The 23,426-nt window shown below is 69.9% G+C and carries 24 protein-coding genes; 8 read left to right on the forward strand and 16 right to left on the reverse strand.

The genetic code is table 11. The annotated features are described in order from the left end of the window. Positions 1 to 130 precede the first annotated feature (130 nt). The 3 genes from dapD to ACIQRL_RS00770 all read right to left on the reverse strand — a co-directional run bounded on the left by dapD (position 131) and on the right by ACIQRL_RS00770 (position 2,394). Positions 131 to 1,120: a 2,3,4,5-tetrahydropyridine-2,6-dicarboxylate N-succinyltransferase gene (gene dapD, locus ACIQRL_RS00760; RefSeq protein ID WP_401325194.1), complete on the reverse strand. Its 990-nt coding sequence runs from the start codon at positions 1,118 to 1,120 to the stop codon at positions 131 to 133. 316 nt (positions 1,121 to 1,436) lie between these two features. Continuing rightward, the gene (locus tag ACIQRL_RS00765) at positions 1,437 to 2,039 is read right to left on the reverse strand and encodes a TetR/AcrR family transcriptional regulator (RefSeq protein WP_401325196.1); all 603 of its coding nucleotides are present in this window, start codon (positions 2,037 to 2,039) and stop codon (positions 1,437 to 1,439) included. A 34-nt stretch (positions 2,040 to 2,073) separates the two neighbouring features. Then, positions 2,074 to 2,394 carry a DMT family transporter gene (locus tag ACIQRL_RS00770; RefSeq protein ID WP_401325199.1) on the reverse strand — a complete coding sequence of 107 codons (321 nt, stop codon included), beginning with the start codon at positions 2,392 to 2,394 and terminating at the stop codon, positions 2,074 to 2,076. Between the two features lie 339 nt (positions 2,395 to 2,733). On the opposite strand from ACIQRL_RS00770, the gene ACIQRL_RS00775 reads away from it, so the two are divergent. Further along, a complete protein-coding gene (locus tag ACIQRL_RS00775) occupies positions 2,734 to 3,765 on the forward strand; it encodes an oxidoreductase (RefSeq protein WP_401325201.1) in 1,032 nt (343 codons plus the stop codon). Here ACIQRL_RS00775 and ACIQRL_RS00780 read toward each other — a convergent pair. Further along, positions 3,754 to 4,119 carry a VOC family protein gene (locus ACIQRL_RS00780; RefSeq protein ID WP_401325204.1) on the reverse strand — a complete coding sequence of 122 codons (366 nt, stop codon included), beginning with the start codon at positions 4,117 to 4,119 and terminating at the stop codon, positions 3,754 to 3,756. The genes ACIQRL_RS00775 and ACIQRL_RS00780 overlap by 12 nt on opposite strands. Before the next feature lie 485 nt (positions 4,120 to 4,604). Here ACIQRL_RS00780 and ACIQRL_RS00785 point away from each other — a divergent pair, with 485 nt between their 5' ends. Beyond that, complete coding sequence (locus ACIQRL_RS00785; protein ID WP_401325206.1) at positions 4,605 to 5,594, forward strand: AbfB domain-containing protein; 990 nt, start codon at positions 4,605 to 4,607, stop codon at positions 5,592 to 5,594. A 91-nt stretch (positions 5,595 to 5,685) separates the two neighbouring features. On the opposite strand, the gene ACIQRL_RS00790 is transcribed toward ACIQRL_RS00785, so the two are convergent. The 8 genes from ACIQRL_RS00790 to ACIQRL_RS00825 are packed head-to-tail and all read right to left on the reverse strand — an operon-like array spanning position 5,686 to position 12,358. Beyond that, the gene (locus ACIQRL_RS00790; protein ID WP_401327970.1) at positions 5,686 to 6,108 is read right to left on the reverse strand and encodes a metal-sulfur cluster assembly factor; all 423 of its coding nucleotides are present in this window, start codon (positions 6,106 to 6,108) and stop codon (positions 5,686 to 5,688) included. 11 nt (positions 6,109 to 6,119) lie between these two features. Continuing rightward, entirely contained in the window at positions 6,120 to 6,584 is a 465-nt protein-coding gene (gene sufU, locus ACIQRL_RS00795; protein WP_351873601.1) for a Fe-S cluster assembly sulfur transfer protein SufU, read from the reverse strand. Positions 6,585 to 6,600: 16 nt separating this feature from the next. Beyond that, the gene (locus ACIQRL_RS00800; protein WP_362407226.1) at positions 6,601 to 7,857 is read right to left on the reverse strand and encodes a cysteine desulfurase; all 1,257 of its coding nucleotides are present in this window, start codon (positions 7,855 to 7,857) and stop codon (positions 6,601 to 6,603) included. After that, positions 7,854 to 8,627: a Fe-S cluster assembly ATPase SufC gene (gene sufC, locus ACIQRL_RS00805; RefSeq protein WP_401325209.1), complete on the reverse strand. Its 774-nt coding sequence runs from the start codon at positions 8,625 to 8,627 to the stop codon at positions 7,854 to 7,856. Before sufC ends, ACIQRL_RS00800 begins: the two co-directional genes overlap by 4 nt. Positions 8,628 to 8,634: 7 nt before the next feature. Continuing rightward, entirely contained in the window at positions 8,635 to 8,958 is a 324-nt protein-coding gene (locus ACIQRL_RS00810; RefSeq protein ID WP_355990867.1) for a bifunctional 3-phenylpropionate/cinnamic acid dioxygenase ferredoxin subunit, read from the reverse strand. Beyond that, a complete protein-coding gene (sufD, locus tag ACIQRL_RS00815) occupies positions 8,958 to 10,139 on the reverse strand; it encodes a Fe-S cluster assembly protein SufD (protein ID WP_401325212.1) in 1,182 nt (393 codons plus the stop codon). Before sufD ends, ACIQRL_RS00810 begins: the two co-directional genes overlap by 1 nt. Before the next feature lie 57 nt (positions 10,140 to 10,196). Next, positions 10,197 to 11,618: a Fe-S cluster assembly protein SufB gene (gene sufB / locus ACIQRL_RS00820; protein WP_401325215.1), complete on the reverse strand. Its 1,422-nt coding sequence runs from the start codon at positions 11,616 to 11,618 to the stop codon at positions 10,197 to 10,199. Next, the gene (locus ACIQRL_RS00825; RefSeq protein ID WP_401325218.1) at positions 11,615 to 12,358 is read right to left on the reverse strand and encodes a helix-turn-helix transcriptional regulator; all 744 of its coding nucleotides are present in this window, start codon (positions 12,356 to 12,358) and stop codon (positions 11,615 to 11,617) included. Before ACIQRL_RS00825 ends, sufB begins: the two co-directional genes overlap by 4 nt. A 161-nt stretch (positions 12,359 to 12,519) precedes the next feature. Here ACIQRL_RS00825 and ACIQRL_RS00830 point away from each other — a divergent pair, with 161 nt between their 5' ends. From ACIQRL_RS00830 to ACIQRL_RS00845, 4 genes are all read left to right on the forward strand, one after another. Further along, a complete protein-coding gene (locus ACIQRL_RS00830) occupies positions 12,520 to 13,356 on the forward strand; it encodes an aminoglycoside N(3)-acetyltransferase (protein ID WP_401325221.1) in 837 nt (278 codons plus the stop codon). A gap of 11 nt (positions 13,357 to 13,367) precedes the next feature. Next, complete coding sequence (locus ACIQRL_RS00835; protein WP_401325223.1) at positions 13,368 to 14,288, forward strand: ABC transporter ATP-binding protein; 921 nt, start codon at positions 13,368 to 13,370, stop codon at positions 14,286 to 14,288. A gap of 91 nt (positions 14,289 to 14,379) precedes the next feature. Then, a complete protein-coding gene (locus ACIQRL_RS00840; protein ID WP_401325226.1) occupies positions 14,380 to 15,195 on the forward strand; it encodes an ABC transporter permease in 816 nt (271 codons plus the stop codon). A gap of 58 nt (positions 15,196 to 15,253) precedes the next feature. Further along, positions 15,254 to 16,261, forward strand: a complete 1,008-nt coding sequence (locus tag ACIQRL_RS00845) for a heme A synthase (protein ID WP_401325228.1) — start codon at positions 15,254 to 15,256, stop codon at positions 16,259 to 16,261. Positions 16,262 to 16,296: 35 nt separating this feature from the next. Here ACIQRL_RS00845 and ACIQRL_RS00850 read toward each other — a convergent pair whose 3' ends face one another. The 4 genes from ACIQRL_RS00850 to ACIQRL_RS00865 form a co-directional block, all read right to left on the reverse strand. Beyond that, positions 16,297 to 17,061, reverse strand: a complete 765-nt coding sequence (locus tag ACIQRL_RS00850) for a nucleotidyltransferase domain-containing protein (protein WP_401325231.1) — start codon at positions 17,059 to 17,061, stop codon at positions 16,297 to 16,299. 72 nt (positions 17,062 to 17,133) lie between these two features. Beyond that, positions 17,134 to 18,240, reverse strand: coding sequence for an amidohydrolase family protein (locus tag ACIQRL_RS00855; RefSeq protein ID WP_401325233.1), 1,107 nt, complete (start codon positions 18,238 to 18,240; stop codon positions 17,134 to 17,136). A gap of 126 nt (positions 18,241 to 18,366) precedes the next feature. Further along, on the reverse strand, positions 18,367 to 18,723 hold the full coding sequence (locus ACIQRL_RS00860; RefSeq protein ID WP_401325235.1) for a hypothetical protein: 357 nt from the start codon (positions 18,721 to 18,723) through the stop codon (positions 18,367 to 18,369). 121 nt (positions 18,724 to 18,844) lie between these two features. Then, entirely contained in the window at positions 18,845 to 19,831 is a 987-nt protein-coding gene (locus ACIQRL_RS00865; protein WP_401327973.1) for a heme o synthase, read from the reverse strand. A 354-nt stretch (positions 19,832 to 20,185) separates the two neighbouring features. On the opposite strand from ACIQRL_RS00865, the gene tkt reads away from it, so the two are divergent. Both tkt and tal read left to right on the forward strand, forming a co-directional pair. Then, a complete protein-coding gene (tkt, locus tag ACIQRL_RS00870; protein WP_401325237.1) occupies positions 20,186 to 22,273 on the forward strand; it encodes a transketolase in 2,088 nt (695 codons plus the stop codon). A 34-nt stretch (positions 22,274 to 22,307) separates the two neighbouring features. Beyond that, on the forward strand, positions 22,308 to 23,426 hold the full coding sequence (gene tal / locus ACIQRL_RS00875; RefSeq protein WP_401325240.1) for a transaldolase: 1,119 nt from the start codon (positions 22,308 to 22,310) through the stop codon (positions 23,424 to 23,426).

The following is a 23,426-nucleotide window of genomic DNA, read 5'->3' on the forward strand; positions in this document are numbered from 1 at the left end:
CGGGCGGCCCAGGGGCCGTGGGAGGGCGCTCGATGACGACCGGAGTCGACAACTGACATCAACTGCGCTGGTTCAGCAGCGGTTCAGCGCGACGATCGTGGAGGCGGCCGCGACTCGCGGCCGCCGTCGGTCAGTTGTGGCTGTGCAGGACCTCGTTCAGGCCGCCCCACACCGCGTTGTTCGGGCGGGCCTCGACGGTTCCGGTGACCGAGTTGCGGCGGAAGAGGATGTTGGAAGCCCCGGACAGCTCGCGGGCCTTGACGATGTCGCCGTCGGGCATCGTCACGCGCGTGCCGGCGGTGACGTACAGCCCGGCCTCGACCACGCACTCGTCGCCGAGGGCGATGCCGACGCCCGCCTCCGCGCCGACGAGGCAGCGCTCGCCGATGGTGATCCGGACGTTGCCGCCACCCGAAAGGGTGCCCATGGTGGACGCACCGCCACCGATGTCCGAACCGTTGCCGACGACGACGCCGGCGGAGATGCGGCCCTCGACCATGGAGGTGCCGAGCGTGCCCGCGTTGAAGTTCACGAAACCCTCGTGCATGACGGTCGTGCCCTCGGCGAGGTGCGCGCCGAGGCGGACCCGGTCGGCGTCGGCGATACGGACGCCCTTGGGCGCGACATAGTCCGTCATGCGCGGGAACTTGTCGATGGAGGTCACCTGGAGGTGAAGGCCGGCGGCGCGCGCGTTCAGCCGGACCTTCTCGATGTCGTCGACGGCGACCGGGCCGAGCGAGGTCCAGGCCACGTTGGTGAGCAGGCCGAACACGCCGTCCAGGTTCTGGCCGTGCGGCTTGACCAGGCGGTGTGAGAGGAGATGCAGGCGCAGGTACGCGTCGTGCGCGTCGAGCGGCTTGTCGTCCAGCGACGCGATGACCGTACGGACCGCGACGACCTCGACGCCCCGGCGGGCGTCCGGGCCGATGGCCTGCGCGGCTCCCTCGCCGAGCAGTTCGACGGCCCGCTCGGCGGACAGCCGCTCGGTGCCGGCCGGGCCGGGCTCGGCGGACAGTTCGGGCGCGGGGAACCAGGTGTCGAGAACGGTGCCGTCGGCGGTCAGGGTGGCGAGCCCGGCGGCGACGGCGCCGGTGGTACGAGAAGCAGTCGTGTCGGTCATGGGTGAAACCTAACTTGGCGGGGGCCGCCCGAGCGAACCGGTACGCGGGCCGTCTCGGTCACCGGGCATCCGGCCACCACCCCGGCCCGACTCCGCCCCTCTCCGATCGCCGCCCAAGGCCACCCCGACCACGCCCCAGCCCAACTCCGGTCACCCCCTGACCGACCCGGCCCCTCCCCGGCCACCGCCCCGACCGCCACCAGTCACCGCCCGGAGCCCGACCGGATCCCCGCTCCGGGACCTTCTCCCGTCACCACCAGGCCGCACCCGGCGACCGCCCAGGACCAGCCTCGGGTACCACCCGAACCGACACCGGTCACCGCCCCGACCCGTCCGGGGCCCCGTCCGGAACCCCGTCCAGGCCGTCCCCGGTCGGGCCGCCCCGCGGCAGGACCCGTGTCAATACCTCCCGCGCGTACCCCTCGTCGTAGGACGTCCCCGTCAGCAGCACCTGGAGGCAGATCCCGTCCAGCAGCGCGACCAGCGCCCGGGCGGTGACCGGATCGGTGCGGCGGGTCAGCGGCTCGACGAGGCTGTCGATCCATTCGGCGGCGACCGGGCGCAGGGCGGGCCTGCGGAGGGCGGCGAGGTAGAGCTCGTACTCCAGCTCCACGCCCGTACGGTCGCCGGCCAGCCATTCGCCGATCAGTCCGGCGAGTTCGGCGGCCAGGTCGGCGCGGGTGTCGTCCAGGGTGCCGCGCGCCGCGAGCACCTTGGCGAAGCCCTCGTTCGCCTGGCGCAGGGCGGCGACCATGAGCTCGTCGAGGGTCTTGAAGTGGTACGTGGTGGAGCCGAGCGGCACATCGGCCTCGGCGGCGACGGAGCGATGGCTGAGACCGGCGATGCCGTTGGCGCCGACGACACGGATCGCCGCGTCGATGATCCGCTGTCGCCGCTCGGGGTCGTACCGTCGCGCCATCACCAACCGCCGTCCGCCGCGCCGGGCGCGGCCATCAGTGCGCCCCGCCCAGATTCAGCAGCACGACTCCGCCGATGATCAGTACGATCCCGGCGGCCTTCGCGGCGGTGAGCCCCTCGCCGAGGAACAGCATGCCGATCGCCGCGATGGCGGCGGTGCCGGCACCGGCCCAGATCGCGTAGGCCGTACCGACCGAGACGGTCTTCAGGGTCTGCGCGAGCAGCGCGAAGGCGACGACGTATCCGAGGACGGTCAGCAGCGAAGGCCACAGCCTGCTGAAGCCCTCCGTGTACTTCATCGCGGTGGTCGCGCCGACCTCCGCCGCGATGGCTCCCGCGAGCAGCACATATCCCATGCGTACGACTGTACACATGGGATGCGGGAGATGCGTACGGGTCTACGTGTCGATGCCCGCGTCCGCGGACGAAGCGATGCCCGATATCCCATGGGCACCCCGCACCCCACCAGATATCGTTCGCGATCACAGTGGGGGCGGAGTCGCACTGACTCCCGGGAACGATGGAGCGCTAGAGGCATGTCGCACAGTTCTGGGTGGGGACCGTCGGGACCCTACGGAGGTGCTCCGGGCGGGCCGTCGGGACCCTACGGGGGTGGCCCGGGCGGGCCGTCGGGACCGTACTGGGGTGCACCGGGCGGCTGGGGCCCGGTGCCGCCGCCACCGCCCAAGCCGGGAGTGATCCCGCTGGCGCCGCTGGGCGTGGACACGATCCTCGGCGGTGTCTTCACCACGATGGGCCGCTACGCGAAGCCGCTGTTCGGGCTCGCCGCGCTGTTCGGACTGGCCCTGGTGGCCCTGGTGCTCGGGGCGGGAAGTCTCGCCTACGCCGCGACGGCGGGGCAGTTGCATCGCGTCTTCGCGGCGCCCCGGTCTGCCGACTGGACCGACTTCCGTGCCGTCCTGGTCGCCTTCGGCTCCGCCTGGTTCGTCGCCCTCCTGGGCACGCTGGTGGTCGGCGCCCTCATCCAGGCCTCGTCCGCGGCGACCCTGCACGACGCCGTCCTCGGGCGGCCGGCTCACGTCGGTGCCGTCTGGCGGCGCGCCTGGGCGCGCACCCCGTCCGTGCTCGGGGCGATGCTGCTGACGGGCCTGATCGTCATGGTGCCGATGGCACTGTTCGGCTTGCTCTTCGCCGTGTCGGCCCTCTTCACCGCGCGTTCCGAGACCTTCCTCGCGTTCGGGATCGGCTTCCTGCTCCTGCTGCTCTCGTTCCCGCTCACGGTCTGGCTGTACGTCCTGTTCAGCTTCGCCCCGGCGGCCGCCGTGCTGGAGGGAGCGTCGCCCGTGACGGCGATGCGGCGTTCGGCCCGGCTGATACGCGGCGCGTGGTGGCGCACGTTCGGCATCTCGATGCTCGGCGCGGTCATCGTGGGGATCGGTTCGTCCGCGATCAGGATGCCGCTGATGGTGATGATGCCGACCCCGCACTACGACCCCTCGGCACCGCGGCCCACGCATCTCTCGGACGTCTTCGCCCAGGTCATGCCCGACCTGGGGCCCTACCTGGTACTGACGTTGATCGCCACGCTCGTCACCCAGCTTCTCTCCATGGTGTTCATGCCGCTGGTGACGAACCTGCTGTACATCGACCAGCGCATCCGCCGGGAGGGCCTGGCGGACGTGCTGATACGCGCGGCCGCCGATCCGGGGACGCCTGTCGAGCGGGAGGAGCCGGGCGCTCCGGGTACGCCCGGCTCAGTCCACTAGCGACGTCTTCGGCCGCAGCACACAGAACTCGTTGCCCTCGGGATCGGCGAGGACGACCCAGCTGACGTCCTCGCCCTGCCCCACGTCGGCTCGGCGCGCCCCGAGGGCGAGGATCCGCTCGACCTCGGCGGCCTGGTCGTCCGGCGCGAGATCGATGTGGAGCCGGTTCTTGACGGTCTTGCGCTCGACGACCGGTACGAAGCAGAGTCCGGGCCGCGCGTGCACGTCGGAGCCGATGACGATCTCGTCCTCGGCCTCGAACAGCACCCGCCAGTCGAGGACTCGGCACCAGAAGCGGGCCAGCGCGGGCAGGTCGTGGGCGTCGACGACGAGGTGGTGGAAGGAGACAGCCATGAACCGCAGTCTCCCCCGGCGCGAGGAGGTCCGCCACCGCCGCCGGGCCCACCTGTCGGCGAGCCCTCCCCGGTAAGCGGCTTCTCGCCCGATCACGGGCGGGCCGCGCCGAATCCGCTCTCCCGGACCGCTTTCTCCGGACGCTTTTCCGGATGCTTTGCAGGGCCGCTCTCTCGGGCCGCTTTTTCGCGACCGCTCCCGAAAACGCTCCGGAACCGCAGCGAAGAACGGCGAAGAACGGCGACAGGCGCAGGGAATCGGACCTGACCCCCGCCCAACTCCCGTAGCTCTGTAGGTGATTGCCCGAATAGGCTGCGGGCAATTCCCGGTATCCACGCGGGAAACGACTGCTCAGAAGTCACCTGTTCCACTATTGTTTCACCAGTCGCACACCGGGTCTCCATGCCCGCCCGCTCCGTGTGCCGCATCCTCCACCCCTCGCTTCGCCCTCTCGCGCGCTCGCCCTCCCCTGCTTAGGAACGCGTATGCCAGAAGTGACGCCCGGATCCGGGCCCGACGGTCCTGACGGGCCCGCCCTCTCCAGGGAGATCGTTCCCTGGCGCCCCACCCGCCACGGCGCGCCCTACCCGGTGTCGACCGACCTCGTTCCCGTGTCCCCGGCGCCCTGGGAGGCGGTCGGGGCGGACGACGGGGGCAGGCTGCCCGGAACCCGCCGGCTCTGGCTGGCCGGCGGGCTGGCGGTGGCCGTGACCATCGCCGTCGTGGCCGTGATCTCCGTACAGGCGAACCGTTCTGACGGGTCATCACAGAATCGTGCGGGCAACAGGACCCTGGCCGACACGGCGAACCCCTTCCTCCTCGGCGGCCCCGCCGCACCCGCCGGAGCGACCACGGCGCCGACAGGGAAGAACGCACTGGCCTCGCCCGGTACTTCACGCTCGGCCTCACCTGACTCCACGTCATCCGACGCCTCGTCGCGCGGTTCCGCGTCGCCCGGGTCCTCGGCCCGGGATTCCGGCAGCCGGCCCGTCCCCGGATCGTCGACGCCCGCCGCGTCCCGCACCCCTTCCCCGACCCGGCCGGCCTCTTCGCTGAAGTCGATCCAGGCGGTCAACTACCCTGACCGTTTCTGGCATGTGAGCAACGGATCGGTCCGGCTCGACCGGGTGAGCTCGGGCAGTCCGGCCGCGACCCGGCGGGCCGCCAGCTTCAAGGTGGTCCCCGGACTGGCGAAGTCCTCCTGCTACTCCTTCGCCACCGCCGACGGCTCCTACCTGCGCCACCGCGACTTCGTCCTGCGCGCCGACCGCAACGACGGCTCCGCCCTCTTCCGGAAGGACGCCACCTTCTGCCCCCGCGCGTCCTCCTACTCCGGCGCCGTCATGCTGGAGTCGGTCAACTACCCGGGCCGCTTCCTGCGCCACCGCGACTTCCAGCTCCTCCTGGGGCGGAGCGAGCGCGGCGGGCTCTACCAGGCGGACTCGGCGTTCCGCCTGGTGCGGGGCTTGGCCTGAGCCCGGACCTCCCCCGAGGAAAACGCGATGGGGCGGCACCCGAAGGTGCCGCCCCATGCCAGGTCCTACCGAATACCGAAGTACCGAGGACTCAGACGTTGAAGCCGAGCGCGCGAAGCTGCTCGCGGCCGTCGTCCGTGATCTTGTCCGGGCCCCACGGCGGCATCCAGACCCAGTTGATGCGCAGCTCGTTGACGAGGCCGTCCGTGGCGGACTTGGCCTGGTCCTCGATGACGTCGGTGAGCGGACAGGCCGCGGACGTCAGGGTCATGTCGATCGTCGCGATGTTCGCGTCGTCGATGTGAATGCCGTAGATGAGGCCGAGGTTGACGACGTCGATGCCCAGCTCGGGGTCGACGACGTCGTAGAGCGCCTCGCGGACCTCTTCCTCCGACGCGGGCTTCGTCGTCAGGCTCTCGCCCGCTGCCACAGCGGTCTCGGCGGACGTCGCAGAGGTCTCGTCCGCTGCCACGACGGACTCGTCCGACGTCACAGCGGTCTCGTCCGATGTCATGGTGTTCTCGCTCATGCCGTCTTCCTCTCGGCGCTCTCGCCCAGAACCTGGGCCGTCGCGTCCTTCCACGCCATCCAGCTGAGGAGGGCGCACTTGACCCGGGCCGGGTACTTGGAGACACCGGCGAACGCGACGGCGTCCTCCAGCACCTCCTCCATCGCGTCGTCGGGCTCGATCCTGCCCTTGGACTGCATCAGTTCCAGGAAGGTCTCCTGGATCTTCTGCGCGTCGGACACGTCCTTGCCGACCAGGAGGTCATTCAGTACGGAGGCCGAGGCCTGGCTGATCGAGCAGCCCTGGCCCTCGTACGAGATGTCCTCGATCCGCTCGCCGTCGTACTTCACGCGCAGGGTGATCTCGTCACCGCACGTGGGATTGACGTGGTGCACCTCGGCGTCGCCGTCCCGGAGACCGCGCCCGTGCGGGTGCTTGTAGTGGTCCAGGATGACTTCCTGGTACATCGAATCCAGCTTCACGTTCCCAGCCAGCCCCTCAGCCGAAGAAGTTCCGTACGTGCTCCAGGCCGTCGACCAGAGCGTCGATCTCGGACGGCGTGGAGTACAGATAGAACGACGCCCGCGTGGTCGCAGGAATTCCGTACCGCAGGCAGACCGGACGGGCGCAGTGGTGACCGACCCGGACCGCGATGCCCTGCTCGTCGAGGACCTGGCCCACGTCGTGCGGGTGGATGTCGCCCAGCGTGAACGAGATCGCGGCGCCGCGGTCCTCGGCCGTGGTGGGGCCGATGATCCGGAGGTCGGGGACCTCCGCGAGCCGCTTCACCGCGTACTCGGTGAGCGCGTGCTCGTGGGCGAGGATCTTGTCCATGCCGATCGCCGAGAGATAGTCGATCGCCGCGCCCAGACCGACCGCCTGCGCGATCGGCGGGGTGCCCGCCTCGAACTTGTGCGGCGCCGGCGCGTACGTCGACGAGTGCATCGACACGGTCTCGATCATCTCGCCGCCGCCGAGGAACGGCGGAAGGTCCTCCAGGAGTTCCTGGCGTCCCCAGAGGATGCCGATGCCCGTCGGGCCGCACATCTTGTGACCGGTGAAGGCCACGAAGTCGGCCTGCAGGGCCTGGACGTCGAGCGGCATGTGCGGCGCGGCCTGCGACGCGTCGATCAGGACCAGGGCGCCGACCTCCTGGGCGCGGCGCACTATCGCCTCGACCGGGTTCACGGTGCCCAGGATGTTCGACACCAGCACGAAGGAGACGATCTTCGTCTTCTCCGTGATGATCTCGTCGATGTTCGACAGGTCGAGACGGCCGTCGTCGGTGAGGCCGAACCACTTCAGCTTCGCGCCGGTGCGCTGCGACAGCAGCTGCCACGGAACGATGTTGGAGTGGTGCTCCATCTCCGTGATGACGATCTCGGTCTCGTGGTCCACGCGGTAGGGCTCGTCGGCCCAGCCCAGCATGTTGGCCACGAGGTTGAGCGACTCGGAGGCGTTCTTGGTGAAGATCACCTCGTCGCGGCTCGGCGCGTTGATGAACGCGGCGACCTTGTCGCGCGCGCCCTCGTACAGAGCCGTGGCCTCCTCGGCGAGCACATGCACACCGCGGTGGACGTTGGCGTTGTAGCGCTCGTAGTACTCGTTCAGGGCGTCCAGGACCTGGCGCGGCTTCTGCGAGGTCGCCGCGTTGTCCAGGTACACCAGCTTCTTACCGTCGTGGACCTGGCGGTCCAGGATGGGGAAGTCCTTGCGGATCGCCTCGGTGTCGAGGAGGCCCGGCAGCTGCGTCACGCGGATACGCCACCCTTCGCGTCGAGTGCGTACGACTCGTAGCCCTCGTTCTCCAGCTTGTCGGCGAGCTCGGCGCCGCCGGACTCGACGATGCGGCCGCCGGAGAAGACGTGCACGAAGTCGGGCTTGATGTAGCGCAGGATGCGCGTGTAGTGGGTGATGAGCAGGGTGCCCACCTCGCCGGTCTCACGGACACGGTTGACGCCCTCGGAGACGACGCGCAGGGCGTCGACGTCCAGGCCGGAGTCGGTCTCGTCGAGGATCGCGATCTTCGGCTTGAGCAGTTCGAGCTGAAGGATCTCGTGGCGCTTCTTCTCGCCGCCGGAGAAGCCCTCGTTGACGTTGCGCTCGGCGAAGGCCGGGTCCATGGAGAGGCGCTCCATGGTCTCCTTGACCTCCTTCACCCACGTACGCAGCTTGGGGGCCTCGCCGCGGACGGCGGTGGCGGAGGTGCGCAGGAAGTTGGAGACCGAGACGCCGGGGATCTCGACCGGGTACTGCATCGCCAGGAACAGGCCCGCGCGGGCGCGCTCGTCGACGGACATCTCCAGGACGTTATCGCCGTCGAGGGTGACGGTGCCGCCGGTGACCGTGTACTTCGGGTGGCCCGCGAGCGAGTAGGCGAGGGTCGACTTGCCCGAGCCGTTGGGGCCCATGATGGCGTGCGTCTCGCCCTGCTTCACGGTCAGGTCGACGCCCTTGAGGATCTCCTTCGTGGCGTTGTCGGCCTCGACGGTGACGTGCAGGTCGTGGATTTCAAGCGTTGCCATGGGTTCCTCAGGACTCCTGGTTGAGGGAGACGAGCACGTCGTCCCCTTCGATCTGTACGGGGTATACGGGGACGGGGCGCGTCGCGGGAAGGCCGGACGGCTTGCCGGTGCGGAGGTCGAACGCGGAGCCGTGCAGCCAGCACTCGATCTGACAGTCCTCCACCTCGCCCTCGGAGAGCGAGACGTTCGCGTGCGAGCAGATGTCGTTGATCGCGAACACCTCCCCCTCGGTCCTCACGACCGAGACCGGCGTGCCGTCGAGTTCCACCCGCTTCGGGGTGTTCTCCTCCAGCTCGCTCAGCCCACAGACGCGCACGAAGGTGCCGGGCATCAGAGCGACGCCTCCAGCTCCTCGTCGATCCTCACGAGAAGGCGCTCTTGGATGTCGTCGACGCCGATCTGCTGGACCAGTTCGGCGAAGAAGCCGCGGACCACCAGACGGCGGGCCTCGTCGGCCGGGATACCGCGGGCCATCAGGTAGAAGAGCTGCTCGTCGTCGAATCGGCCGGTCGCGGAGGCGTGGCCGGCGCCGACGATCTCGCCGGTCTCGATCTCCAGGTTCGGCACGGAGTCGACGCGGGCACCGTCGGTCAGAACCAGGTTGCGGTTCATCTCGTAGGTGTCCGTGCCCTCGGCCTTGGCCTCGATGAGGACGTCGCCGATCCAGACCGCGTGCGCGCCCTCGCCCTGGAGCGCGCCCTTGTAGGCGACGTTCGACTTGCAGTGCGGGGTGTTGTGGTCGACCAGGAGGCGGTGCTCCTGGTGCTGGCCGGCGTCCGTGAAGTAGAGGCCGAAGAGCTCGGCCTCGCCGCCGGTGCCCGCGTAGGTGACGCGCGGGTGCAGGCGTACGACGTCGCCACCGAAGGTGACCACGAACGACTTGAAGGTGGCGTCGCGGCCGATCAGCGCGTTGTGCTGGCCGACGTGGACCGCCTTCTCGTCCCAGTCCTGGACGGAGACGACGGTCAGCTTGGCGCCGTCGCCGAGGACGTAGTCGACGTTGGCGGCGAGCACCGCGTCACCGGTGTGGTCGATGACGACGACGGCCTCGGCGAAGGCTCCCAGTTCGATGACCTGGTGGCCGTAGGCGACCCCGCCCTGGCCGTGCACGGCGATCCGGACGGGCTCGGTGAGCACCGTCTCCTTGGGGACGGTGATGACACCGGCCTTCTCGAACGCCGAGTACGCCTGGGCGGCGACGCGGTCCACCGGGGTGCCGGCCTTGCCGATCCGGGCGTCGTCACGGGTGACGGTCTCGACGGTGACGCCCTCGGGGGCCTCGACGTCGATGCGTACGCCTTCACCGGTCGCGACGGCGGTGCCGTCGTGCAGCCCGCGCAGGCGCTCCAGCGGGGTGAACCGCCACTCCTCCTCGCGGCCGTGGGGGACCGGGAAGTCCGCCACGTCGAAGGAGGGGGGCGCGCTCATGCGCGTGGCGACGGTCGACTCGGCGGCCACCGCGATCTGGCCGGCGGTCGTGCTGCCCACCGGGATGTTAAGAGCCTCAGCCATGGCTGTCGGTCTGCTCGCTTTCTTACGTGAGTGGCTTGACGGGGGCGGTGTTCGGCGTCAGCCGACCGCGCCTTCCATCTGGAGCTCGATCAGCCGGTTGAGCTCGAGGGCGTACTCCATGGGCAGTTCCTTGGCGATCGGCTCGACGAAGCCGCGCACGATCATCGCCATCGCCTCGAACTCCGTCAGACCGCGGCTCATCAGGTAGAAGAGCTGGTCGTCGGAGACCTTGGAGACGGTCGCCTCGTGGCCCATGGACACGTCGTCCTCGCGGACGTCCACGTACGGGTACGTGTCGGAGCGGGAGATGGTGTCGACGAGCAGCGCGTCGCACAGCACGTTCGACTTCGAGCCGTGGGCGCCCTCGCCGATCTCGACGAGACCGCGGTAGGACGTACGGCCGCCACCGCGGGCCACGGACTTCGACACGATGTTCGAGGAGGTGTTCGGCGCCATGTGGACCATCTTGGAGCCGGCGTCCTGGTGCTGCCCCTCGCCCGCGAAGGCGATGGACAGGGTCTCGCCCTTGGCGTGCTCGCCCATCAGGTAGACGGCCGGGTACTTCATGGTGACCTTGGAGCCGATGTTGCCGTCGATCCACTCCATGGTCGCGCCCTCGTACGCCACGGCGCGCTTGGTGACCAGGTTGTAGACGTTGTTCGACCAGTTCTGGATGGTCGTGTAGCGGCAGCGGCCGCCCTTCTTCACGATGATCTCGACCACCGCGGAGTGCAGGGAGTCCGAGGAGTAGATCGGCGCCGTACAACCCTCGACGTAGTGCACGTAGGCACCCTCGTCGACGATGATCAGGGTCCGCTCGAACTGGCCCATGTTCTCCGTGTTGATACGGAAGTAGGCCTGGAGCGGAATCTCGACGTGCACGCCCTTCGGCACGTAGATGAACGAGCCGCCGGACCACACCGCGGAGTTCAGCGACGCGAACTTGTTGTCACCCACCGGGATGACGGTGCCGAAGTACTCCTTGAAGAGCTCCGGGTGCTCCTTGAGCGCCGTGTCGGTGTCCATGAAGATGACACCCTGCGCCTCGAGCTCTTCGTTGATCTGGTGGTAGACGACCTCGGACTCGTACTGGGCCGCGACACCGGCGACGAGGCGCTGCTTCTCCGCCTCCGGGATGCCGAGCTTGTCGTACGTGTTCTTGATGTCCTCGGGCAGGTCCTCCCAGGACTCCGCCTGCTTCTCCGTGGAGCGCACGAAGTACTTGATGTTGTCGAAGTCGATGCCCGACAGGTCCGAACCCCAGTTGGGCATGGGCTTCTTCTCGAAGAGGCGCAGGCCCTTGAGGCGGAGCTTGGTCATCCACTCGGGCTCGTTCTTCTTCGAGGAGATGTCGCGGACGACGTCCTCGTTGATGCCGCGCTTGGCAGAGGCGCCGGCCGTGTCGGAGTCGGCCCAGCCGTATTCGTACTTGCCCAGGCCCTCGAGTTCGGGGTGAGCAGTCTCCGTGGGGAGCGTCATGCGGGGTTCCTCCCGGCCGTGCTTGCAGATGCGTTATGAGTGGTTTGCGAAATCTTGGGGATGAACGTCGTGCACACCCCGTCGCCGTGGGCGATGGTGGCCAGCCGCTGGACATGCGTGCCGAGCAGCTGGGAGAAGAACTCCGTCTCCGCCTCGCACAGCTGCGGGAACCGCTCGGCGACATGCGCGACCGGGCAGTGGTGCTGGCAGAGCTGCTCGCCGACCGGTGCGCTGCGCGCCGTGGCAGCGTACCCGTCGGCACTCAGCGCCTTGGCCAGCGCTTCCGTGCGCTCCTCGGGGGTCGCGGCCTCGACGGCCGCGCGGTACGCCCCGGCCTGCTCGGCGATCCGGGCGCGGGCGAAGGAGAGGATCGCCTCGTCCCCGCCCTCGCGCTCGGCGATCCAGCGCAGGGCGTCCTCGGCGAGCTTGTCGTAGGACTGGTCGAAGGCGTCCCGGCCGCAGTCGGTCAGGGCGAACACCTTGGCGGGACGTCCGCGCGTACGCGCTCCGTAGACCCGCTGCTCACGTGCTTCCACGACGTCGTCGGCGACCAGCGCGTCGAGATGACGGCGTACGGCGGCGTGGGTCAGCCCCAGCCGGCCCGCCAGGTCGGCGACGGTCGACGGGCCGTGGTCCAGGATGGACCGCGCGATCCGGTTGCGCGTCGAGCGCTCACCGGTCGCGAGTTCCTCCTGCGGGGCACCCGTGGGGGTCTCCCGAGCCTCGCCAACGTTTTTCACAACACCATTGTTGCGTAATTCCTCAGGCCCTGACAAGCCGCGCCCTCCGGGGTGGGCGGTGCGCTGCATCACTTAGGTATACCTAATGCGACCTGGGCAAACGATCTTTGATCGATCAATTCGCTGGCTTACGAAGCGTCTCTCAGGAAGACTCCCGGACCATGCCGACACCCCCTCCGACCGGCCCACTCGTCACCCGGGACACCCTCGCCGGGGACCTGCGCACCCTGGGCGTACGAACGGGAGAAACGCTTCTTGTCCACTCCTCGCTCAGCGCCCTCGGCTGGGTCAACGGCGGGCCTGTAACCGTTGTAAAAGGACTGCTCGACGCCCTCGGTCCGCACGGCACCCTGGTGGTCCCGACCCAGTCCGGCGACCTCTCCGACCCGGCCCTGTGGAGCCGTCCGCCGGTTCCCGAGGAGTGGTGGCCGACCATTCGGGCGACGATGCCCGCCTACGACCCCCGCGTGACGCCCTCCCGCGGGGTCGGCGTGATACCCGAGACCGTCCGCAACTGGCCGGGCGCCCTGCGCAGCGCGCACCCGGAGACCTCGTTCGCGGCGCTGGGCCCGGGTGCGGCGGCGGTCGTCGACGGACACGCGCCCGACTGCCGGCTCGGCGAGCGCAGCCCGCTGGCCCGCCTGGAGGCCCGCGGCGCCCGCGTCCTGCTGCTCGGCGCGGGCTACGACACCTGCACCAGCTTCCACCTGGCCGAATACCGCGTCCCCTCACCCGTCGTGGAGGTCGGACGGCCGTCCCCCACGGGCTGGGAGACCGTACGGGAGGTGTCGATCACCTCCGAGCTGTTCGAGGAACTGGGCTCCGACTTCGAACGGGACCGTCCCGTCCTACGGGGCACCGTGGGCGCGGCCGCGGCGCGGCTCTTCCCGGTGGCCGACGCGGTGGCGTACGCCGAGCGGTGGCTGCCACTGCACCGGCCGCGGGACCTGTCGGTGGATGCGGCCCCCGGCGGGTCCGTGCGGCGCGGACGTCCCTAGACTTGCTCCTCATGCGAAGCGAGCCCGTGGTCCAGGTCCAGGCACTGGTGAAGCGGTACGGCACGAAGACCGCGGTGGACGGCCTCGACCTGGTGGCCACGGCGGGCATCACCGCCGTACTCGGACCCAACGGCGCGGGCAAGACGACCACGGTCGAGACCTGCGAGGGGTACCGGAAACCGGACTCCGGCACGGTGCGCGTCCTGGGCCTCGACCCGGCGAGACAGTCCGGGGAGCTGCACACCCGCATCGGCGTGATGCTCCAGTCCGGCGGCGTCTACTCGGGCGCCCGCGCCGACGAGATGCTCCGCCACATCGCGAAACTGCACGCCGACCCCCTGGACGTGGACGCGCTCATCGAGCGGCTCGGCCTGGAGGGCTGCGGCCGCACGACGTACCGGCGGCTCTCGGGCGGCCAGCAGCAGCGCCTCGCGCTCGCCATGGCGGTCGTCGGCCGCCCCGAGCTGGTCTTCCTGGACGAGCCGACCGCCGGCCTCGACCCGCAGGCCCGCCGCGCCACCTGGGACCTGGTCCGCGACCTGCGGTCCGACGGCGTCTCGGTGATCCTCACCACGCACTACATGGACGAGGCCGAGCAGCTCGCCGACGACGTCGCGATCATCGACGCGGGCCGGGTCGTCGCCCAGGGCTCCCCCGAGGAGCTGTGCCGCGGCGGTGCCGAGAACACCCTGCGCTTCACCGGCCGCCCCGGGCTCGACGTGGGCTCCCTGCTGAAGGCCCTCCCCGCGGACTGCACGGCGGCCGAGCTGACACCGGGGGCCTACCGGGTCGGCGGCAAGGTCGACCCCCAGCTGCTGGCCACCGTGACGTCCTGGTGCGCCCAGCACGGTGTGATGCCGGAGAAGATCTCGGTCGAACGCCACACCCTGGAAGACGTCTTCCTGGAACTGACCGGCAAGGAGTTGCGCTGATGAACCAGGCTCGACCGCGCGACGGCCGGGGGTCCGGGGGCTGTCCTCCGGAAGGGCACAGTTTGGCACCGACCGGCAAGGAACTGCGTTCATGAGTCAGGCACAGCTTGGAGCCGACCGGCAAGGAGCCGCGTCCGTGACCACCGCCGGCACGTACACCCCGAAGCCGGGCGCCGCCCCGCTGCCCCGCATGATCCGCGCGCAGGCCGCGCTGGAGACGAGGATGCTGCTCCGCAACGGCGAGCAGCTCCTCCTCACCGTCGTCATCCCGACGCTGCTGCTCGTCCTGTTCAGCTCGGTCGACATCATCGACACCGGTGCGGGCAAGGCGGTCGACTTCCTGGCGCCGGGCATCCTGGCGCTCGCCGTGATGTCGACGGCGTTCACCGGCCAGGCCATCGCCACGGGCTTCGAGCGCCGGTACGGCGTCCTGAAGCGGCTCGCCGCGTCCCCGCTGCCCCGCTGGGGCCTGATGACCGCGAAGACGGCGTCGGTCCTGGTCACCGAGATCCTTCAGGTGATCCTGCTCACCGTGATCGCCTTCGCGCTGGGCTGGTCGCCGCACGGCAACCCGCTCGCCGTCCTGTTCCTGCTGGTCCTCGGCACGGCGGCCTTCTCCGGACTCGGCCTGCTCATGGCGGGCACGCTCAAGGCCGAGGCGACGCTGGCCGCCGCCAACCTCGTCTTCCTGCTGTTCCTGGTCGGCGGCGGGGTGATCGTGCCCCTGGACAAGTTCCCCGCCGGCGCCCAGGACGTGCTCGGTCTGCTGCCCATCTCGGCGCTCTCCGACGGTCTGCGGGACGTGCTCCAGCACGGGGCCGCGATGCCTTGGGCCGACCTGGGGATCCTGGCCGTCTGGGCGGTCGTGGGGCTCGGCGCGGCCGGCCGGTTCTTCCGCTGGGAATGACCGGGCTGAGCACCCCGGGGCGGCCCCTCGTGAAAGCGTGCACAAGCGGCCCCCTACGATGGTGCGCGTGCCGAACCTGACCCGAGCCGACGCCCTCAGCGCGGTGCGCAACCCGCTCGCCTTCATCGCCGAACGCTGGACCCCGACCTCCCGGACGGTGCAGCGCGCGGCCCTCTCCGCGCTCGTCATGGCGGTCGTCATCGTGGTCACCGGCGGTGCCGTGCGGCTCACCGGCTCCGGCCTCGGCTGCCCGACCTGGCCCAAGTGCACCGACGACTCGCTCACGACGACGAGCGCGATGGGCCTGCACGGCGCCATCGAGTTCGGCAACCGGATGCTGACGTACGTGCTGTGCGCCGCCGTCGGATGGGCGATCATCGCGGCGCGTTCGCAGAAGCCGTGGCGGCGGAGCCTCACCCGGCTCGGCTGGGCCCAGTTCTGGATCGTCATGAGCAACGCGATCCTCGGTGGCATCGTCGTCCTGGTCGGCCTCAACCCCTACACGGTCGCCGCCCACTTCCTGCTCTCCACCGCGCTCATCACCGTCGCCGCGTTCATGTGGCAGCGCACCCGCGAGGGCGACGCGGCGGCACGTCCGCTCGTCGGCAAGTCGGTGCAGCAGCTCGTCTGGTTCCTGGTCGTCGCCGCCGTCCTGCTGATCGCGGTCGGCACGGTCGTCACCGGCGCCGGCCCGCACGCGGGTGACTCCAGCAAGGTCGACCGCATCCACCTGAGCTGGGAGACCGTGGCCAAACTGCACGCCGTGCTGGCCTGGATCGTCGTCACCCTGACCTTCGCCCTGTGGTTCGTCCTCAAGGCGGTCGACGCCCCCCAGGGCCCCCTGCGGCGCACCCGCGACCTGTTCCTGATCCTCCTGTCCCAGGGCGTCATCGGCTACATCCAGTACTTCACCCATCTGCCCGAGGCCCTGGTCGCCCTGCACATGCTCGGCTCCTGCCTGGTGTGGATCGGGGTGCTGCGCGTCCTGCTGGCCCTGCGCGAACGCCCGGAGACCGTGGCGGACCTGCCGGGCCCCGCTACCCAATCGGCGCTCACGCGCGCGTAGCCCTCCGCGGGCGCGTACCACCGGACACGGCACCTTCACCCGCGCGTGGACCCCTCGTAGGCGGCCACCAGGCCGTCGATCGCGGGGCCGAGGAAGTCTCTCGTCAACTCGGCCCGGCGACGCGCCCACCCGGGAGTGGGCGGCACGGCGCTCCCGTAACGCCGGCTCCTGATGTCGTCGACGACCTCCACCGGAGCCCCGAGCCCGGGGAGCAGGCCCAGTGCCTCCCCCTTGGAGATCAGCCGCCCGTCCCGCAGCGTCGCCTTCGCCCGGGCGAAGGTGACCGTGCCCAGGTCGACCCACACGTCCTGGGTCCACAACCCGGCCTTGTCCACCGCGGGGCGCCAGAACTCCTTCTGGTCCCGGACGACGAAGGCGCGCAGTTCCCCCTCCGGAACAGCCGGCAGCAGGTCCGCCGGGGGTACGCCGTGCAGGACGTGACCGAAGGCGTGCAGCTCACGGCGGGTGACCGGAGTGACCGGCCGTCGCAGCGGACCGTTGTGGGCCCAGGTGATGTACGACCGCTCGGCGTCGGCCGCCGTCCCGGGCGTGAGGTAGCTGCAGTGCAGCCGCGCGGCCAGTGGCTCCTCGGCGCGCAGCCGCCGGTGCAGCCTGATCAGCGCGCGTACGGTGCCGAGCCGGACGGGGTCCTCCAGCACCGCGATCAGGTCGAGGTCGCTGCGCCCCTCCTGGTAGTCGCCACCGGCCAGCGATCCGTGTGCCCACACGGCGACCGGGTCGAGGGCGCGCAGACCGGTGAGGAAGCGGTCGAGCAGCCGGGCGGTGACTTCGTCGGTCATCAGGACAGTCTGGTGCGGCCCGGCACTCCGGGGAACGCATCCGGCCGCATCCGGCGATCGCACCCCCGGCGCTCACTCCACCGCGTACACCCGTCGGGCGTTCCCCGCCGCGATCAGGGCCGCCACTCGCTGGGCGTCGGTCAGTGACCAGGCTCCCTCGGCGACCCAGTTGCCGAGCACCCGTTCGAGTGCGTCGCGGAACAGGCGGGCACCGATCACATGGAGTTCGGGCAGCCCGTGTGCCCCGCTGGAGAACAGGAGCTTGCCGAAGGGTGCCAGCTCCAGGATCTCGGCGAAGACGGCCGCCGCACGGGCGCCGGTGCGGACGAGGGCGGCGCCCAGGTCGGCGTACACATGCGGGAAGACCCCGGCGAGGTGGGCCGCGTGCCGGTGGTACGGGTAGCCGTGCAGCAGGACCAGGTCGGTGCCGAGACCGGCCGTGGCGCGGACGAAGTCGGTGAGCAGCACGGGGTCGGTGCGGTCGATGCGCATCCCGGGCTCGCCGAGTCCGGCGTGCAGTTGCAGGGGCAGCCCCGACGCGACCGCGATCCACAGCAGATGGCGGAGCAGGACGGGGTCGGTGAGCGTGCCGCCCACCCGGCGGCCGGCGAGCCAGCGGCCCGCCGCGCCCCGTACCTCCCCGGGCCCGGGCGGTTCGGGCGCCAGCGCCAGACCGTGCCGCACACCGGCCACGGAGGTGAAGGCCACGGCGTTCACGGCGGCTCCGTGGACGGACTCGGCGAGATTGGCGAGAAAGCACTCGACGGTCCCGGAGGTGTCGGCGACCTGTTCGGCGAGCAGTTCCAGACGGACGATCTCGTGCGCCCTGGCGGCTCCCGCGGAGGCCATCTCGCCGGGCCCGGTCAGATCTCCGGGCAGCCCGGTGTCGACGAGATACGTGGTGATGCCGCTGCCGCGCAGCAGTCTGCGGCCCGATTCCAGGACGCCGAGTTCGCGGCGCCGGGCCAGATAGAGGGCGGGCGTGCAGTGGGGTTCGAGCCCGAGCAGGGGTGGGCACCAGCGTCGTAGGGCGAACCCGGTCTGGGTGTCGAAGAACGTGGTGCCGGCGGCCGGCGGTCCCTCGGTCCTGGCGAGGTGGGCCTCGAACGTGCCGAGGCCCAGCTCCGTCCGCAGCACGCCGTGGCAGTACTGGTCCACCAGGGACGGCGTTTCGATCATCCGGACTCCCCGCGAATGGACCGTTGCTTTCAGGTCCTAACGGCTGAGCCGGGTGTCAGGTGTTGGTCGCTCACACCCCGTGCGAACGGCCGATGATTGTCGGCCGTCCGTGCGACGGGTGATCCGTCAGCTGTTGGAGGGGCCACCGAGCTGGATGCCGGCCATGCGCTTCCATTCGTAAGGACCGGTCTTCACCTTGGCCGCGAACTCTCCGTCGAAAGCCTCGTGGACGGTGATCCCGGCCTTCTTCACGGCCTCCTCGGCGATCTCGTAGCTCGTCGCGACGAGGTCGCCCCAGCCGCCGTCCTCGCCGACGAGGACGATGCGGGCGCCGCGCTGTCCGATGTACGCGACCTGCGCCTCGGCCCCGCCGTGTGCCTTGGAGAAGGCGGCGATCCGCTGGGCGAGCTTGGCGGCGGCACGGTCGGCCTTGGGGTCCTGGACGGTGCCGGGGGTCTCGTCGATCTGCTGGATGTCTGCCATGGCCAGGATGCTACCGACGGGTAGATCGAACGGCGACGGGAGGGGTGCGTGGCCTTGGCCACGCGGCCCCGGGCGGTCCGGGCGGTCCGGGCGGTCCGGGCTGTCCGGGCCTCTGAGGGGCCTAGCGGAGGAAGGGGTCCACCGCGACGGCCACGAAGAGGATCGACACATAGGTGATGGACCAGTGGAACAGCCGCATCTCCTTGAGCTTGCCGCCCGTCACCTCGGCCTTGGCGCGGTTCTGCAGACCGTGCGCCTCCCACAGCCAGAACCCGCCCGCGCCGAGCGCGACCACGGTGTAGAACCAGCCCGTGTACCCGAGCGGGGTGAGCAGCAGCGAGACCGCGACCATCACCCAGCTGTAGATGACGATCTGGCGGGCGACCACCTTGTTGCTCGCGACGACCGGCAGCATCGGCACGCCCACGCGCGCGTAGTCGTCCCGCACCTTCATGGACAGCGGCCAGTAGTGCGGCGGCGTCCAGAAGAACATGACGAGGAAGAGGATGACCGGCGCCCACGACATGGAGTTCGTGACGGACGACCAGCCGATGAGCACGGGCAGGCAGCCGGCGATGCCGCCCCACACGATGTTCTGCGAGGTACGGCGTTTGAGAATCATCGTGTAGACGACGACGTAGAAGAGGAGCGCTCCGAGCGACAGCCAGGCGGACAGCCAGTTGACGGCCAGACCGAACAGCAGTGTCGACACGACCGCCAGCGTGATGCCGAAGGCGAGGCACTCACGCGGGCTGACCATGCCGGTGACGAGCGGCCGCTGCGAGGTGCGCTCCATGAGGGCGTCGATGTCGCGGTCGATGTACATGTTCAGCGCGTTGGCGCCGCCCGCGGACAGGTAGCCGCCGAGGCAGGTGAGGAGCACCAGCTTCAGGTCGGGCACGCCCTGCTGGGCCAGGAACATCACCGGAACCGTGGTGATCAGCAGCAGTTCGATGATCCGCGGCTTGGTCAGCGCCACGAACGCCTTCAGACGGGCCCCGAACGACCGCTGGCCCCGGCTGCTGCTCGTCCCGAGCTCCCCCACAGCCCTAACGGCGTGGGAGGTGCCCCCAGCCGCTGGACGGGATTCGACGGCCGTCACGCACACCCCTGACAGAGACATCCCAGCAAGCCCCGGGAATGAATTCCCCGTTAAGGCTCACGCGTACCACGCCACTGTAGACGTTGCCCAGACCCCGGCATTCGCGGGGGTGCGCTCGTGTTGAGGAGTGCCGCTGGAAGAGCTGATCGACACTCGATTGAGCACTCGGACGAGCGGCTCCGTATTCACGTGTCGAACACGGAACGGCCCAGTCGGGAGGCGGATCCCGATGAGTCCCGGCAGTCTGGAATGACTCGAAAAAACGCACGTACTCACGGGGGTAGGCTCGACAACGGCCGGGGCGCCCAGTGCACCGGCATTTCGACATGTGTGACATGTGGAGAGGAGCCCTGACCCAGGGTGAGCACCAAGCCGACCACCACAGACCTCGAGTGGACCGAGCTGGACCAGCGGGCGGTCGACACCGCCCGCGTCCTGGCCGCCGATGCCGTACAGAAGGTCGGCAACGGCCATCCCGGTACGGCCATGAGCCTGGCGCCCGCCGCCTACACCCTCTTCCAGAAGGTGATGCGGCACGACCCGGCGGACACCGACTGGGTTGGACGCGACCGCTTCGTGCTGTCCGCCGGCCATTCGTCCCTGACCCTCTACACCCAGCTCTACCTGGCCGGGTTCGGCCTGGAGCTGGAAGACCTCGAGTCCTTCCGGACCTGGGGCAGCAGGACCCCCGGGCACCCCGAGTACGGCCACACGCCGGGCGTGGAGACCACGACCGGTCCGCTCGGCCAGGGTGTCGCCAACGCGGTGGGCATGGCGATGGCGGCCCGCTACGAGCGCGGCCTGTTCGACCCGGACGCGCCGCAGGGCGAGTCCCCGTTCGACCACTTCATCTACGCGATCGCCGGTGACGGCTGTCTCCAGGAGGGCATCTCCGCGGAGGCCTCCTCCATGGCGGGGCACCAGAAGCTCGGCAACCTCGTCCTGCTGTGGGACGACAACCACATCTCGATCGAGGGCGACACCGAGACCGCGGTCTCCGAGGACACGGTCAAGCGCTACGAGGCGTACGGCTGGCATGTGCAGCGCGTCGCCCCGAAGCCCGACGGCGACCTCGACCCGCACGCCATCTACAACGCCATCGAGGCCGCGAAGAAGGTGACGGACAAGCCGTCGTTCATCGCGATGCGCTCGATCATCGCCTGGCCCGCCCCGAACGCGCAGAACACCGAGGCCGCGCACGGCTCGGCGCTCGGCGACGACGAGGTCGCGGCCACCAAGCGCGTCCTCGGCTTCGACCCGGAGAAGTCCTTCGACGTCGCCGCCGAGGTGCTGGCCCACACCCGCCAGGCCCTGGACCGGGGTGCCCAGGCCAAGGCCGAGTGGGAGAAGGGCTACGCCGCCTGGCGTACCGCCAACCCGGCGCGCGCCGCGGAGTACGACCGCATCGCCGCGACCGAGCTGCCGGCCGGCTGGGAGGAGAAGCTCCCCGCCTTCGAGGCGGGCACGGGTGTGGCCACCCGCGCCGCGTCCGGCAAGGTGCTGCAGGCCCTCGGCGCGGTCATCCCCGAGCTGTGGGGCGGCTCGGCCGACCTGGCCGGCTCGAACAACACCACGATCGACAAGACCAGCTCGTTCCTCCCGGCGGACAACCCGCTGCCGGAGGCCGACCCGTACGGCCGCACGATCCACTTCGGCATCCGCGAGCACTCCATGGCCGCGGAGATGAACGGCATCGCGCTGCACGGCAACACGCGCATCTACGGCGGCACCTTCCTGGTGTTCTCCGACTACATGCGCAACGCGGTCCGCCTGTCGGCCCTGATGCACCTGCCGGTGACGTACGTCTGGACGCACGACTCGATCGGCCTCGGCGAGGACGGCCCGACGCACCAGCCGGTCGAGCACCTCGCCTCGCTGCGCGCCATCCCCGGCCTGAACGTCGTCCGTCCCGCGGACGCCAACGAGACGGCCATCGCCTGGCGCGAGATCCTCAAGCGCTACACCAAGGTGTACGGCAAGGGCGCCCCGCACGGCCTCGCGCTCACCCGTCAGGGTGTGCCGACGTACGAGGCGAACGAGGACGCCGCCAAGGGCGGTTACGTGCTGTTCGAGGCCGAGGGCGGCTCGCCCGAGGTCATCCTGATCGGCACCGGCTCCGAGGTGCACGTGGCCGTCGAGGCGCGTGAGCAGCTCCAGGCCGCCGGCATCCCCACCCGGGTCGTTTCCATGCCGTGCGTGGAGTGGTTCGACGAGCAGGACCAGGGGTACCGGGACAGCGTCCTGCCGCCCTCGGTGAAGGCCCGTGTCTCGGTCGAGGCCGGAATCGGTCTCACCTGGCACCGATTCGTCGGGGACGCCGGACGCATTGTTTCGCTGGAGCACTTCGGTGCTTCGGCCGACGGCAAGGTGCTCTTCCGCGAATTCGGTTTCACTGCCGAGAACGTCGCCGAAGTCGCCCGGGAATCGATCGCCGCAGCCCAGCGCTGACGCCGACAAACGACACGTAGGAGATGCAATTTCCATGACAGACGCACTCAAGCGCCTCTCCGAGGAAGGCGTCGCGATCTGGCTGGACGACCTGTCGCGCAAGCGGATCACGTCCGGCAACCTTGCCGAGCTGATCGACCAGCAGCACGTCGTGGGCGTCACCACCAACCCGTCGATCTTCCAGAAGGCGATCAGCAGCGGAGACGGTTACGAGCAGCAGGTTTCCGAACTCGCCGCCCGCAAGGTCACCGTCGAGGAAGCCATCCGCATGATCACGACGGCGGACGTCCGCGACGCCGCCGACATCCTGCGCCCCGTCTTCGACGCGACCGGCGGCCAGGACGGCCGGGTGTCGATCGAGGTCGACCCGCGTCTGGCGCACAACACCCCCGCGACCATCGCCGAGGCCAAGCAGCTGGCCTGGCTGGTGGACCGCCCCAACACCCTCATCAAGATCCCGGCCACCAAGGCGGGTCTGCCGGCGATCACCGAGGTCATCGGCCTCGGTATCAGCGTCAACGTCACGCTGATCTTCTCGCTGGAGCGCTACCGCGAGGTCATGGAGGCCTTCCTCCTCGGCCTGGAGAAGGCCAAGGACCGCGGCCTGGACCTGTCGAAGATCCACTCGGTGGCGTCCTTCTTCGTGTCCCGTGTGGACACCGAGATCGACAAGCGGCTCGACGCGCTGGGCACCCCCGAGGCCAAGGCCGCCCGCGGCAAGGCGGGCGTCGCCAACGCCCGGCTCGCGTACGAGGCGTACGAGGAGGTCTTCTCCACCGACCGCTGGGCCGTCCTGGACCGGGCGCAGGCCAACAAGCAGCGTCCGCTGTGGGCCTCGACCGGCGTCAAGGACCCGGCGTACAAGGACACCCTGTACGTCGACGAGCTGGTCGCGCCCAACACGGTGAACACCATGCCGGAGGCCACTCTGGAGGCCACCGAGGACCACGGTCAGATCACCGGCAACACCATCGCCGGTACGTACGAGCAGTCCCGCGCCGAACTCGACGCCGTCGAGAAGCTCGGGATCGCCTACGACGACGTGGTCCAGCTCCTTGAGGACGAGGGCGTCGAGAAGTTCGAGTCCGCCTGGAACGACCTGCTCAAGTCGACCGAGGCGGAGCTCCAGCGCCTCGCCCCTTCGGAGGGCTGA

This window comes from Streptomyces sp. NPDC091209, from assembly GCF_044757755.1.
Classification (GTDB): domain Bacteria; phylum Actinomycetota; class Actinomycetes; order Streptomycetales; family Streptomycetaceae; genus Streptomyces.